This is a genomic window from Breznakiella homolactica (genome assembly GCF_016616095.2).
Taxonomy (GTDB): Bacteria; Spirochaetota; Spirochaetia; order Treponematales; family Breznakiellaceae; genus Breznakiella; species Breznakiella homolactica.
The window spans coordinates 3,129,787-3,143,891 of record NZ_CP067089.2; the positions used below are offsets into that span (position 1 = coordinate 3,129,787).

General features: G+C 50.9%; 10 protein-coding genes. 6 read left to right on the forward strand and 4 right to left on the reverse strand.

The window, feature by feature from the left end; genetic code table 11:
- Positions 1 to 17: 17 nt before the first annotated feature.
- The 4 genes from JFL75_RS14110 to dnaA form a co-directional block, all read right to left on the reverse strand.
- The gene (locus JFL75_RS14110; protein WP_215627317.1) at positions 18 to 497 is read right to left on the reverse strand and encodes a DciA family protein; all 480 of its coding nucleotides are present in this window, start codon (positions 495 to 497) and stop codon (positions 18 to 20) included.
- A 147-nt stretch (positions 498 to 644) separates the two neighbouring features.
- Positions 645 to 1,727 (reverse strand): DNA replication/repair protein RecF, encoded by a 1,083-nt coding sequence (gene recF / locus JFL75_RS14115; protein ID WP_215627318.1) that lies wholly within the window; start codon positions 1,725 to 1,727, stop codon positions 645 to 647.
- Positions 1,728 to 1,731: 4 nt separating this feature from the next.
- A complete protein-coding gene (gene dnaN, locus JFL75_RS14120) occupies positions 1,732 to 2,835 on the reverse strand; it encodes a DNA polymerase III subunit beta (protein WP_215627319.1) in 1,104 nt (367 codons plus the stop codon).
- 208 nt (positions 2,836 to 3,043) lie between these two features.
- Positions 3,044 to 4,441, reverse strand: coding sequence for a chromosomal replication initiator protein DnaA (dnaA, locus tag JFL75_RS14125; RefSeq protein WP_215627320.1), 1,398 nt, complete (start codon positions 4,439 to 4,441; stop codon positions 3,044 to 3,046).
- A gap of 453 nt (positions 4,442 to 4,894) precedes the next feature.
- Here dnaA and gyrB point away from each other — a divergent pair, with 453 nt between their 5' ends.
- The 6 genes from gyrB (at position 4,895) to JFL75_RS14155 (ending at position 14,058) form a co-directional block, all read left to right on the forward strand.
- Positions 4,895 to 6,802 carry a DNA topoisomerase (ATP-hydrolyzing) subunit B gene (gyrB, locus tag JFL75_RS14130; RefSeq protein WP_215627321.1) on the forward strand — a complete coding sequence of 636 codons (1,908 nt, stop codon included), beginning with the start codon at positions 4,895 to 4,897 and terminating at the stop codon, positions 6,800 to 6,802.
- Between the two features lie 335 nt (positions 6,803 to 7,137).
- Entirely contained in the window at positions 7,138 to 9,693 is a 2,556-nt protein-coding gene (gyrA, locus tag JFL75_RS14135; protein ID WP_215627322.1) for a DNA topoisomerase (ATP-hydrolyzing) subunit A, read from the forward strand.
- Between the two features lie 141 nt (positions 9,694 to 9,834).
- A complete protein-coding gene (locus tag JFL75_RS14140; protein ID WP_215627323.1) occupies positions 9,835 to 10,818 on the forward strand; it encodes an extracellular solute-binding protein in 984 nt (327 codons plus the stop codon).
- Complete coding sequence (locus JFL75_RS14145; RefSeq protein ID WP_215627324.1) at positions 10,806 to 11,582, forward strand: ABC transporter ATP-binding protein; 777 nt, start codon at positions 10,806 to 10,808, stop codon at positions 11,580 to 11,582. Before JFL75_RS14140 ends, JFL75_RS14145 begins: the two co-directional genes overlap by 13 nt.
- On the forward strand, positions 11,579 to 13,162 hold the full coding sequence (locus tag JFL75_RS14150) for an ABC transporter permease subunit (RefSeq protein ID WP_223292659.1): 1,584 nt from the start codon (positions 11,579 to 11,581) through the stop codon (positions 13,160 to 13,162). The genes JFL75_RS14145 and JFL75_RS14150 overlap by 4 nt, the downstream gene beginning before the upstream one ends.
- Entirely contained in the window at positions 13,162 to 14,058 is an 897-nt protein-coding gene (locus tag JFL75_RS14155; RefSeq protein WP_215627325.1) for a phosphocholine cytidylyltransferase family protein, read from the forward strand. The genes JFL75_RS14150 and JFL75_RS14155 overlap by 1 nt, the downstream gene beginning before the upstream one ends.
- The last annotated feature ends 47 nt before the right edge of the window (positions 14,059 to 14,105 follow it).

Consider the following 14,105-nt stretch of genomic DNA (forward strand, 5'->3'; position numbering starts at 1 on the left):
ATACTTATTCTTTGCGGCTATTTGCCTTTTTTTGTTTTTTCATGTATGGAACGTTCCAGACGTTTGAGGGCATCCTTAAAATTTCCGTCTTCTATGGTTTCATAAAGTTCAGCGGTTTTCTTTCTGACATTGGCAGTAGTTTCCGGATCCGGTTTATCCGGTTCGGCGGCGTCCGGAGCGGTCTTATCCCGGGGGGCGGCGAATGACAGAGGATCCCGGCAGAGGCAGAAGGATATTCCCGCGATGGAAAGGTCCGGGAATCTGCGGCGCACCGCCTTAAGCAATTCACTCTGTCTCGTCTGGAGTATCTGTATCCATCCGGGGTGGTCGGCTTCGACCAGGAGAATGGACCGTTCCAGTTCCCTGACCCGGGAATGGCAGGCCGCGGATTCTCCCGCAATGGAAGCCCAGGAATTAAACAGTTCCGAATAACCCTGCGCGTTTTTCAATACCCGCTCATCCATAAAGGATGAAAGAAGATCCCCTGCTTTTTTCATTCACATGTGGGTTTGATACCCCGCTTTTTAAGGCGTTTTTCCTAAATAAAGAATTGTTCATGAGGGTATCAAACCCACGACAATCCATTCCTTACAGAACCAACATACCCCGCCAACCCGGAGGTTCAGCGAACTTTCAACTCAACTTCAGGGCGGGGTTGTTGACTGTTTCAGTATACCGCCGTTTACATAATATACCAACGTATCGTCCCTGCGGTAGCGTTCGTAGGGTTCTTCCGGAAGAAATGTATAAAACGCCTGGTCGTATCCCGGCATAACACTGAGAAACCGGCGGCGTTTTTCGGGGTCCAGTTCAAGCAGCACGTCATCGAGTAGCAGCACCGGATTTTTTCCGGTCATATCGGAATACCGCTGGGCCTGGGCAATGCGGAGCAGCAGCGCCAGAAGACGCCGCTGCCCGGTGGAAGCCTTTCCCGCGAATTCGGTTCCGCCGCAGGAAAAAATATACCGGTCCCGGTGAGGTCCCGAAAGGGTTGTCCCGAAGGCCAGATCCCCCGCACGCTTTTCATACAGCGCCGCAAGGGCCTCTTCCTGATTTTCCTGTTTCCACGACGGCGCGTACCTGACGGAAATCCCGGAAATTCCCGCCACTTCCTCGTACAGAGGACCGAAGATCCGGGAAAATTCCGCCGCCGCGGTACGCCGTTTTTCCATGAGCGCCAGGCCGTAGGACACAAGCTGCGGATCCAGGGAATCGATCATATACCCCTGGTTATCTTTTATTACGGTGTTTCGCGTTTTCAGCACCCGGCGGTACCGCCGGAGTTCATCCAGGTATACCGGGTCGTAGAGGCTTAATGACTGGTCAAAAAACCAGCGCCGCCGTTCCGGGGTACCGGCGATAAATTCCATATCCTCATGGCAGAAAACAATCGACGGGGCCACCGAAAGAATCTCCTTCCGGTCGGCTATTTTTTTCCCATCCATGGAAACGGTTTTTTTTGAGTTTTCTATCTTAACTGAGATGGAATCACAGAGGCTATCCGACAGGGTTCCCGAAACGGAACAGGATTTTTCTCCATTCCGGATAAGGTCGCCGTCCCGGACGCCCCGGAAGGACGATCCATAGGAACAGAAATACACCGCTTCCAGGAAATTGCTCTTCCCCTGGCCGTTTTCGCCCACAAGAAAAACATCCCGCCCCCGGGTGTTAATTTCCCCGTCGGCGAGATTCCTGAAAGAGTATGTCCGCAGGGCTCCAAAGAGCATAGGGTCAGTCGAGCTGCATGGGCATTACGATATGGAAGAAGTCCTTTTCCGGCACCGGTTTGATGGTAATCGCCCGGTTCGCCTCGGTAAAGTAAATCTGGATTTCCTCTTCGTTCATTACTTTAAAGGGTTCTTCGATGTACCGGTAATTGAGAGCAATGGAAACTTCTTCCCCGTCGTAACGGCAGGGTATTTCTTCCTTGGCGGTTCCGATATCACTTTCCTCTGACGAAATCGTCAGTACCCCGGGACCAACACCCATGTACACCCGGCGGGATTTCTGTTCCACCAGAAGGGATACGCGCTTTAAGGCATCCAGCATCTCAAGGCGGTTTATGGTGAAGGAAAAACTCTGGCTTTCGGGAATTACCCGGCGGTAATTGGGGAACTGTCCTTCAATAAGAACCGAAGACAGATGGTAGGATCCGAACTGGATAAAAATGGTTTTATCGGTTACGGAAATAGATACAGGACCCTCATCGCCGGCGCGCTTCATGATCAGGCTGAGAATTTTCGGGGGAATAATAATGCCCTCAAAATCCTTGATGTCGCTTCCCGCTTCCTTGGATATATACGCCAGCCGCCTTCCGTCGGTGGCCACCATGGTAAGATGGCTGTCCTGCTTCTCAAAGAAAACACCGTTCATAAAGTACCGGGTTTCGTCGTCGGAAACGGCGAATACCGTCTGCTGGATCATATCCTTAAAGTCCTTTACGGGCAGTTCAAAGGAATTGGCCTCATTGGGGACCGGAAATTCCGGGAATTTATCCGACGCGATGCTTTTGAGCTGGAACTTTATCTTTTTGAAGGTGGGACGGATGGTAACCTTGGTATCGGTCTGCTCAAACTCCAGTTCCCCCTCGGGGATGGAATTGAGGATCCCCAGGAATTTATCGCCGAACACCGTGGTGGATCCGCTTTCCTGGACATTGACCGGAAGTTTCGTCTCAAAGTTGACCTTGATATCCGTCGCCTTTATGGAGAGGGTATCGTTCTCAGCCTCGAGGTATATATTTGATAGTATGGAGATAGCGTTTTTGGATGAGATTATTTCCTGGGCAATGGAAATTTCCTTTAACAGTACACTGCGTTCGCATGTAAACTTCATATTATTAAGATCTCCTCTTATTATTTATTATTAATATAAAATAGTAATAGTAGTAATAGGGTGCAATGAAAAGTGGAAAACCCGGTTAATTATTTATACAGCAATAAATAAAATAATTAACAAACTCTGGATAAATTGGATTTTTTGTCCACAGTATCCACAGGCATCACCGTTATGCACCGTCCGTACCATACATATTAACACGTTTTTAAGATTTAGCGCTATATTCCTTTATCATTCTGATTAAAGTTTGAATCGTCGACTCCAGGGAAGGATCCGCGGTGATCCGTTCTTCAATCTTCTGGCAGGCGTGCATAACCGTGGTATGGTCTCTGCCGCCGAAGGACTGTCCGACTTCGGTGGTGGAATATTCGGTTATTTCCCGGGCGATGAACATGGAGAGCTGCCGGGGAAAGACAATATTCTGGGTCCGTTTTTTGCTTTTTAAATCGTTGTGGGAAAGGGAGAAATAATCCGCCACCACCCGCTGGATGGTTTCAATGGACATATTCGTCTGCCGGGGGGAGGCGAAAACATCTTTGAGCTGCTGCTGGGCGGTTTCGACGGTGATGGGTTTGCCCACCAGTTCAGCGTAGGCGATAAGTTTAATCAGCGCCGATTCGAGGTCCCGGATATTACTGGAAACATTCTTGCTTACCAGGGCAATGACTTCATCGGGGATATTGACGCCCCGGGCTTCGGTTTTCATTTTAAGGATAGCGAACCGGGTTTCGTAGTCCGGAGGCTGAAGATCCACGTTGAGGCCTTTGCCGAAGCGGTTGCTCAGGCGGTCGGAGAAGTTCTTGAGTTCCGACAGGGGCCGGTCGCAGGTAAACACAATCTGTTTTTTGGCGTCGTAGAGGGCGTTGAAGGTGTGGAACAGCTCTTCCTGGGTTTCGTACTTTTTCTGCAGGAAGTGGATGTCGTCGATCAGGAGCACATCGGCGTACCGGTACTTGTTTTTGAACGCCGCGGCCTTGGAAGGGCCTTCTTTTATGGCATGTATGAATTCATTGGTAAAGCTTTCGGCGGTTATGTAGATCACCTTCTGGTCGGAATTTTCGTAGATATAGTTGCCGATGGCCTGCATGAGATGGGTCTTTCCCAGGCCGACCCCGCCGTATATGAGGAAGGGATTGTACGCGTCACCGGGGTTCCGGGCAATGGCCATGGCGGCGTTTGACGCGAAGTTATTGTTGTCCCCGATAACGTAATTGTCGAAGATATAATCCTTGCGCAGCTGGGAATGGTTCTGTTTTGCGGATTTTTGGGATTTTGTTTCCCGGGCCGGCTTTTTCTGTTCCGGAAGGGATTCCGTTTTTTCCGGCGCCGCCGGTGTTTTAGGGGGATCTTTTTTTGACTGTACCTCAAACTGGATGGATAAATCCTTTCCGGTGAGTTCGCGTATTTTGTTTTCTATGTAACTCTGGTACCGCTGCTTTACCTGGTCCCGGTAAAATGATGACGGTACGGCGACAATCAGTTCCCTTTCGGTGGACCTCAGATATTCAATATTAAACCACATGGCAAACTCCTGTTCTTCCAGTTCGCCTTTTATGTGTTTTATTGTTTCTGTCCAGAAAATTTCGTAATCCCAATCTGCCATGAAGAGAGTCCTTTTTTCCTAATATATTAACATATTATCCACAGAATTAAATCATAATGTGCATTTAAAGAATAGACATTTGTCACGTTTTAATCCCCAATACCCTTAATAAATGAATAGTAATTTGCATATATTTCTTTGTAATATAATTAATTATATAGGATAAAAATGCTATTTACATAAAAATAATCAAAACCCTTTTCTGCTTAAATTCTCTGTCAGTATATAATTAGCAGATTATACACAAGTTATCCACAGGGTAATAGCATTATGAATTAGTCAGCAAAGAAGTATGGCCGGTCCGGGCCCGGGGCAGTTACCGCAACACGCACCTCCCCGTCCATGCTGCTGTGCTGCCGGTTTACCCCGATTGCTTTACATTTTTATTCAATAATATTATACTAAATTAACGGTTTTCGCCGTACTGTGTTATTTAACCAATCAGGAAAAAAAATGAAATCAAGTTATTCGGCCCAGAATATCCAGGTACTCAAAGGCCTGGAGGCCGTCCGCAAACGGCCCGGTATGTATATCGGCTCCACCAGCATCGACGGTCTTCATCATCTGGTTTACGAAGTAGTTGACAATTCCGTTGATGAAGCGATGCAGGGATTCTGCGATACCATTCTCGTTGTACTGGAACAAAATGATGTTGTCAGGGTTGAGGATAACGGCCGGGGAATACCCGTTGATATCCATCCCACGGAAAAAGTAAGCGCCCTGGAACTGGTTATGACCCGGCTCCACGCGGGGGGCAAATTCGATAAAGATTCATATAAGGTATCCGGCGGTCTCCACGGGGTCGGCGTTTCCGTGGTAAACGCCCTTTCCGAATGGTGTGAAGCCTTTATCCATAAGGACGGCAAGCTCCATTGCCAGAAATATAAAATCGGTATTCCCGACGGGCCGGCGGAAGTCATCGGCGATACCGACCGCCGGGGTACCGTCATCCGGTTTTTGGCGGACAGTTCCATTTTTGAAACCACCACCTACAATTTTGATATCCTGTCAAACCGGCTCCGGGAGCTGGCCTTCCTCAACAAGGGTATCAGCATCACCATTGTGGATGAACGCCTTTCTACCCCCAAAAGCCATGAATTCAAATTTGACGGCGGCGTAAAGAGCTTCGTGGAATACCTCAACGAGAATAAAACCGTACTTCATAAAGAACCGATTTACATAGAGTCAACCCGGGACAACGTGGAGCTGGAATGTGCCATCCAGTACAACGACGGGTTTAATGAGAACATGTTCTCCTTTGTGAACGACATCAACACCCGGGAAGGCGGCACCCACCTGGTGGGGTTCAAATCCGCCCTGACCCGGACCCTGAATGAATTCCTCAAAAAATCGAAACAGGCCAAGAAATTCGAAGAAACCCTGTCCGGCGACGATGTCCGGGAAGGGCTCACGGCGGTCCTGTCGGTAAAGGTGCCGGATCCCCAGTTCGAAGGCCAGACCAAGGGGAAACTGGGCAATTCCGAAGTCAAGGGCATTGTGGAATCCCTGGTGAACGAACAGCTGGAGCTGTATCTGGACCAGAATCCCGATGTGATCAACAGTATCCTGGATAAATCGATCCTCGCCGCCAAGGCCCGGATCGCCGCCCGGCAGGCCCGGGACGCCACCCGCCGCAAAAACCTTATGGAAAGCGCCGGGCTTCCGGGAAAACTGGCGGACTGCTCCGAAAAGGATCCCGCCAAGTCGGAACTCTTTATCGTGGAAGGCGACTCCGCCGGCGGCTCCGCCAAGATGGGACGGAACCGGCAGTACCAGGCTATCCTGTCCCTCTGGGGCAAGATGCTCAATGTCGAAAAGACCCGGATCGAAAAAGTCATCACCAACGAAAAACTGCAGCCCATCATCGCCAGTATCGGCGCGGGGATCGGCAAGGATTTCAAAGTCGAGAAGATCCGGTACCACAAGATAATAATCATGGCCGACGCCGACGTGGACGGTTCCCATATACGGACCCTGCTGCTGACCTTCTTCTACCGGTATATGACCGATATTATCGAACAGGGGTATGTGTACCTTGCCATGCCGCCGCTGTACAAGATCACCTATGAGAAGAAAGTTTTCTACGCCTATGACGACCCCGAAAAGGACCGTATCCTGGCTGAATCGGGGAAAGACCCGGACAAGGTGGGGGTCCAGCGCTACAAAGGTCTCGGTGAAATGAATCCCGATCAGCTCTGGGATACCACCATGGACCCGGAAAAACGGAACATAATCCAGGTTCACCTGGATGACGCCGTGGAAGCCGAACGGATCTTTTCAACCCTCATGGGCGAACACGTCGCTCCCCGGCGGGAGTTCATCGAACAAAACGCCTTGTTGGTTACCAACCTGGACGTCTGACGGGTCCGGAAAGAAAAAGCCTTTGCTGTTACTGGAGATATTTCTCTGTGCATAGGGTCACCTCCGGGATCAGCCTCCCCCACGTTGCCAGAAGTGGTTTCCCATACCCAGCATCCCTCACAGACAGAGCGCCTGCATTATTTTAATGTGACTGGACCCTCGGATCTGGTATCTCCATGCTGCGGGCCTAACATAAAAATATAATGCGGACGCCCTGATTACAGACACCTACACTATAGAAATAATTTGCTTAAAATGGTATGATACCTTTGGTATTTATTGCTGTATATAAATAAGAAAATAGTCATACCCACGAAAACGAAGGAAATTGAACCATGGCTGAAACAGGAAAAATAATCCCCGTAGCAATAGAGGATGAAGTAAAAACCGCTTATTTGACGTATGCGATGTCGGTAATCGTCAGCCGGGCTCTGCCGGACGTACGGGACGGTCTTAAACCGGTCCACCGGCGGTTAATGTATTCCATGGATGAACTGGGACTCCATCCGGGTTCGGCCACCAAAAAAAGCGCCCGTATCACCGGGGACGCCATGGGAAAATACCATCCCCACGGCGACGCTTCCCTGTATGACGCCTTGGTCCGCATGGCCCAGGAATTCTCCCTGCGGTACCCCCTGGTTCAGGGCCAGGGAAATTTCGGTTCCATCGACGGCGATCCGCCGGCGGCTTCCCGGTACACCGAGGCAAAGCTGTCCAAGGTCGGGGACGAGATGCTCACGGACCTCAAGAAGGAAACCGTCGACTTCGTTCCCAACTACGATGAATCCCTTATGGAGCCTTCGGTGCTGCCGGCGGCGCTGCCCAATTTGCTGATCAACGGATCCAGCGGAATCGCGGTTGGTATGGCGACCAACATGGCGCCCCACAACCTGCGGGAAGTCTGCGCCGCGGTCTGCGCGTTTATCGACAATCCGGAAATGTCCATTGATGAACTCATGACCTATGTGACCGGGCCGGATTTCCCCACCGGAGGCATTATCTTCGGCCGCCGGGGCATTAAAGAAGCCTACAGAACCGGCCGGGGCAAGCTCCTGGTCCGGGGTAAATTCGTTATAGAAACCAATAAATCCGGCCGGGAAGCAATCATTTTTAACGAGATCCCCTACGCGGTCAACAAGGGTTCTCTCCTGGTCCGGCTGGGCGAACTGATCCGGGAAAAAGTGATCGACGGTATCTCCGAGCTCCGGGACGAATCCGACCGGGACGGCCTGCGGATCGTGATAGAGCTTAAACGGGGCGCCATTATAAAGGTGGTGCTGAACCAGCTCTTTTCCCACACCACCCTGCAGTCCTCCTTCGGGATAATCAACCTTGCCCTGGTAAACAACCAGCCCAAGTGCCTCAACCTCAAGGAACTTATCCATTATTTCGTGGAGCACCGGGTCGACGTGGTCACCCGGCGGACAAGGTTCGACCTCCGCAAAGCCGAGGAACGGGCCCATATTTTGGAAGGACTGGTTATTGCCCTGGCGAACATCGACGAGGTGGTGGCCATAATCAAGGCTTCCCGGGACATCAATATCGCCAAGATGAGTCTCCAGGAACGGTTCCTGCTTTCCGAGATCCAGGCTCAGGCCATTGTGGACATGCGCCTGGGACGTCTCACCAGTCTGGAAGTTGAAAAGCTCCAGCAGGAACTGGCGGAGCTGAAGACGCTCATCGCCTACCTTAAATCACTCCTGGAGGACGAGAAAAAACTCCGGGGTGTTATAAAAGATGAAACCCAAAGCATCTCCGACCGCTACGGGGATGACCGGCGGACGGAAATCGTCAACGGCGAAGTGGAAAATATCAACATCGAGGATCTGATCAAAAAAGAAGAGATGATGATCCTTATCTCCAACCTGGGATACGTTAAGCGGGTGCCCTGTTCTTCCTATAAACATCAGGGCCGGGGCGGCAAAGGTATGAACAGCGCCAAACTGACCGAAGACGACTTTGTGGAGCAGATCTTTGTGGCTTCCACCCATGAATACATCATGTTCATTACCAGCGCGGGAAAGGCCTACTGGATGAAGGTCCACGAACTCCCCGAGGGGACCAGGACGTCCAAGGGTTCCCATATCAAGAGCCTTCTGACGGTTTCCCCCAACGAAGACATTACCGCCATTGTGGCGCTCAAGGAATTTTCCGATGACCAGTACCTGTTTATGGGAACCGCCCGGGGGGTGGTCAAGAAGGTAAAGACCTCGGAATTCTCCAACGCGAAAACCCGGGGCATCATCGCCATCCGCCTCGATGAAGGTGACAAACTGGTCAGCGCCCTGCTCACCACCGGCAAGGATGGGGTGGTGCTTATTTCCCGCAAAGGCCAGGCCCTGCGTACCGAAGAGGAGTATGTCCGGCCCATGGGGCGGTCTTCCCGGGGTGTGGGCGGCATGCGGCTCAGCAACGATGACGAACTGACCGGGGTGCTCCGGGTGGATGGCGCTGAAAAAATGCTTATCCTTTCGGAATACGGCTACGGCAAGCGGGTTTCCTTTGATGAATTTTCCCCCCACGGCAGAGGTACCGGCGGGCAGAAAATCTATACGGTAAGCGAGCGGACCGGAGAAATAGTCGGCTGTGTCACGGTGCTTGAGGACGAGGAAATCATGTGCATCACCAGCCAGGGCAAATCCATTAAGCTGGCGGTTTCCTCGATTCCCATTATGGGCAGAGCCGCCCAGGGTGTCCGGATCCTTACTATTGACCAGCCTGATTTCGTTATCGGCGTCGACCGTATCGCCCAGGAAGAAAAGATGATTGAAATAAACAATGACGCCTGCGCTCCCGAGGCTTCCGGCGGGGATGAAACTCAGGATCCCGAAGAAGATGAAAATTCCCTCCGGGATGAGCCGGATGAGGATGAACAGAATTCCGATTCCTGATTGATTTTTTGTGCCGGTATAAGCCTTTCCCGCATGACCCGGGAAAGGCTTTTTTTTTCACCTATACGGATGTCCTGTATTACCCCTTGCCATCGTTCAATTATGACTATATATTCTTCTAAATTGAACAAAGGAAATATTATGGCAAAGAAACTATGCGCTGCAGGAATTATCCTGATCGCCCTGCTGGGGCTCGGCTCGTGCGGTAAGAAAAATGATAACAAAGTCGTTATTTACGCCAGCACCGAAGATTTCAGAACCGAACACATTCAGAAACTGCTCAAGGAGCGGTTCCCTGATTATGACATCACCGTCCAGTTCCTGTCCACGGGAAACCACGCCGCCAAGCTCAAGGCCGAAGGCACCTCAACGGAAGCGGATATCAGTATTTGTCTTGAGGAAAGTTATCTGGAAAACGTAAAGGATGTGTTTGCCGACCTTTCATCCTATGATGCATCGGAATTCCTGCCGGAACTCGTTCCCGCCCACCGCCGGTATCTGCCCTGGGACCGGGGCAGCGCCTCCATTATAATAAACCGGAAAATGCTTAATGACCGGGGCCTGCCGGTTCCCACGTCCTACGCGGATCTTCTGAAACCCGAGTACAAAGACCTTGTTTCCATGGCGAACCCCAAAACATCAGGGTCCGCATACTCTTTCCTCAAAAGCCTGGTCAACGCCTGGGGCGAAGACGAAGCGCTTGCGTATTTCGACAAGTTTGCCGAAAACGTACTCCAGTTTACCACCTCCGGTTCGGGGCCGGTCAATGCCCTGATACAGGGGGAAGCCGCCGTAGCGCTGGGTATGACCTTTCACGCGGTAGAGGTTATGAATAAAGACGGCGCTGATCTGGAAATACTTTTCTTTGAGGAAGGCGCTCCCTACAATATCACCGGCATGGCCATGATAAAGGGCAAGGAAACGCGGCCCGCAGTTAAGGAAGTTTTTGATTTCACCATGACCAAACTGGTCCGGGACGACAAGGAATTATTCTTACCCGAACAGATAATGGTTAATCAGACAAATAACATTCCCAATTATCCCCGGAATATCCCCTATGCTGATATGACCGGCGCGCAGGACATGGCCGAAAAGGAACGGATTCTCAATAAATGGAAGTACTGACGCCTCCAAAACTCCGGGCGGAAAATCTTGTCCAGGTATTCAACCGGCAGGAAGTGCTCCACGACATCAGTTTTGATGTTAAGGATGGTGAATTTCTTTCCATCCTGGGGCCGTCCGGGTGCGGAAAAACAACCATACTCAGAATACTGATCGGCCTTTTGGAGCCCATCTCCGGCAGGATTATCAAGGATGGTGTTGATATAACCAAAACCAAGCCGTCAAAACGGAATATGGGCATTGTGTTCCAGAATTACGCCCTGTTTCAGAATATGACGGTTCTCGAAAATATTGCCTATGCTCTCCGGTTTAATCCGGAACTCAGGACCAAAGCCCGTTCCATTGCGGAAGATATAATTGAGCAGGTCGGGCTGACGGAGCACATTCAAAAAAAACCGTATAAGCTTTCCGGCGGCCAGCAGCAGCGGGTCGCCATTGCCCGGACCCTGGCGCTTAATCCGGAGATCATTCTGTTTGACGAGCCCATGTCCGCCCTTGACGCGGCCACCCGGCTTCTGCTCCGGGAGGAAATAAAACGGATACAGGGTAAATTCCGTTCCACCATGGTCTATATAACCCATGACCAGGAAGAAGCCTTTGCGCTTTCCGACCGTATCATGGTCATGAATACCGGTACAATCCAGCAGCTTGGCACGCCGGAGGAACTCATCCGGAATCCCGCAAACCAGTTTGTCAGGGAATTCGTCATTGACAACCTCCAGAGAAAAATTGATTCCCTGGTAAAATACGTAGAGGCTGGCAGGTGAAGTTCCAGAGAATTACCGCTGTCAAACTCCTGATAGCGTGTTTTATGCTGGTAACGGTTGTTTTTCCGCTGATCACCATGCTGGTAAACCTGGCCGGCACGGATGTCGCCGGTATAATTACCAGCGTCCAGTTCAGGCAGGCGCTCAGGCATTCCCTGGTTTCGGCCGCGGCCGGTACGGTTATTTCAATTGTTATAGCGTATATTTTCGCGCTCTGTGTCGCCCGGACGAATATGCCCCACCGGGGCGTCTTCAGTGTTCTGGCTACGGTACCCATGCTCATACCGTCCATTTCCCACGGGTTCGGCCTGCTCATACTCCTGGGCTCCAACGGCATACTGACACGGTTTTTCGGATGGTCCGGATCGGTGTACGGGTTCGGCGGTATCGTCATAGGAGCGGTGCTGTACGCCTTTCCCGTGGCCTTTCTTATGCTTGTGGATGTGCTGAAATACGAAGACGGATCCCCCTACGAAGCCGCGGCGGTCCTCGGGATTCCCCGGAAGAACCAGTTTTTTTCCATCACCTTTCCGTATCTCAGAAAACCGCTTATCTCGGTGGTTTTTGCAACATTCACCCTGATTTTCACCGACTACGGCATCGCGCTTATGATCGGCGGCCGGTATATGACCCTTCCGGTATTTATGTACCAGGAAGTCATCGGGCTGCTGAATTTCGGCAAAGGAAGCGTGGTTGGCGCCGTTCTGCTGATTCCCGCGGTTATTGCCTTTGCCTTTGACCTCATGAACAAGGACCGGGGCAATCAGTCCTTTGTGGTTCAGACCATATCGAAACCGGAAAACAAATCCCGGGATATGGCAGCCATGGTTTACTGCGTCATTATCTGCGCCGCCATTGCCCTGCCTATTATCGTGTTCGCGGTTATTTCCTTTGTCAGAAAGTATCCCCTGGATATGCGGTTTTCCTTTGACAATGTGCTTAAGACCATGAATCTCGGCGCGGGGAGGTACCTTCTCAATTCCCTGGTTATTTCTCTGGGGGTATCGGTGCTCGGCACCATAGTGTCCTACTTTACCGCGTATTTTACCGCCCGCACCCCGGGGAAATCATCGAAGTTCCTGCACCTTATTTCGATAACCTCCCTGGCGATTCCCGGGATGGTCCTGGGTTTGTCCTATGTGCTCTTTTTTAAGGGATCCTTTATATACGGAACCATAGCCATCCTCATCCTGGTAAATACCGTGCATTTTATGGCCTCCCCGTACCTTATGGCATACAATTCCCTGGGAAAACTCAACAGCAATCTCGAAGCGGTGGGCCTTACGCTGGGCATCAGCAGACGCAGCATTATCAAGGATGTGCTGATTCCCCAGACAAAACTTACCATACTTGAAATGTTTTCCTATTTTTTCGTAAACTGTATGATGACAATTTCAGCGGTATCCTTTTTAAGTACGGTCCGCAACAAACCCATATCCCTGATGATTACCCAGTTCGAAGCGCAGATGCTCCTGGAAAGCTCCGCCTTTGTCTCACTAATCATCCTGGGATGCAACCTTCTGATGAAAACAGCCGTGTATCTTATTGACCGGAAAGTGAAGAAATCCGGAGAGCTGTAATGGATCTCAGCAGAAATCAATTTGATGTGCTCACATTCCTTGAAAAAACCCACGAAACGAAAGATCCTACCCAGCGGGCGGTTGCCCGGGGAACAGGCCTTTCGCTGGGAACCGTCAACAAAACGATTTTCCAGCTCACCGAGCTTGATTTTCTCGACGGTCTCCGGGTCAGCCAAAAGGGGCTCAAAGCCCTTGAGCCGTACCGGGTAAAGCGGGCGGTTTTTATTGCCGCCGGGTTCGGATCCCGGATGGTTCCCGTGACCCTCAACACCCCAAAGGCGCTGATCCGCGTCAAGGGTGTCAGGATAATTGACAGCCTCCTTGACGCGGTGGTTGCCGCGGGGATCGAGGAAATCGTTCTGGTCCGCGGATACCTCAGGGAACAGTTTGACCAGCTGCTGCTTAAATATCCCATGATTTCGTTTTTCGAAAATCCCAGCTATAATGAATCGAACAATATCTCCTCCGCCACGTGTGTCCGGAATCTCCTGAAAAACGCCTACGTTTTCGAAGGGGACCTCCTGCTGAAGAACCCGAAATTGATAACGAAATACCAGTATACCAGCAATTACCTCGGGGTTCCGGTGGAAGTTACCGATGACTGGTGTTTTGAGACAAAAAACGGCATCATCACCAAAATCAAGGTCGGCGGCCGCAGCTGCTACCGCATGTTCGGGATTTCATACTGGAATGAGACGGACGGGGCCAAGCTGGCGGAGCATATCAAACAGGTTTATGAAATGCCCGGAGGCAAAGAACGCTACTGGGACCAGGTTCCCCTCGAATACCATATTAAGGATTATAAAGTTGAAATCCGGGAATGTACCGTCGACGATATTACGGAAATCAACACATTCTCCGAGCTCAGACAGCTCGATGAAACCTACCGGGTATAGGCTTTGATCTGTCCGCTAAAAAGCGGTATATTGTATGTATATTCTGC

Excerpts from the sequence above, each read along its gene's own strand:
- JFL75_RS14110 (WP_215627317.1), bottom strand. The coding sequence starts at position 497 with ATGAAAAAAGCAGGGGATCTTCTTTCATCCTTTATGGATGAGCGGGTA.
- recF (WP_215627318.1), bottom strand. The coding sequence starts at position 1,727 with ATGCTCTTTGGAGCCCTGCGGACATACTCTTTCAGGAATCTCGCCGAC.
- dnaN (WP_215627319.1), bottom strand. The coding sequence starts at position 2,835 with ATGAAGTTTACATGCGAACGCAGTGTACTGTTAAAGGAAATTTCCATT.
- dnaA (WP_215627320.1), bottom strand. The coding sequence starts at position 4,441 with ATGGCAGATTGGGATTACGAAATTTTCTGGACAGAAACAATAAAACAC.
- gyrB (WP_215627321.1), top strand. The coding sequence starts at position 4,895 with ATGAAATCAAGTTATTCGGCCCAGAATATCCAGGTACTCAAAGGCCTG.
- gyrA (WP_215627322.1), top strand. The coding sequence starts at position 7,138 with ATGGCTGAAACAGGAAAAATAATCCCCGTAGCAATAGAGGATGAAGTA.
- JFL75_RS14140 (WP_215627323.1), top strand. The coding sequence starts at position 9,835 with ATGGCAAAGAAACTATGCGCTGCAGGAATTATCCTGATCGCCCTGCTG.
- JFL75_RS14145 (WP_215627324.1), top strand. The coding sequence starts at position 10,806 with ATGGAAGTACTGACGCCTCCAAAACTCCGGGCGGAAAATCTTGTCCAG.
- JFL75_RS14155 (WP_215627325.1), top strand. The coding sequence starts at position 13,162 with ATGGATCTCAGCAGAAATCAATTTGATGTGCTCACATTCCTTGAAAAA.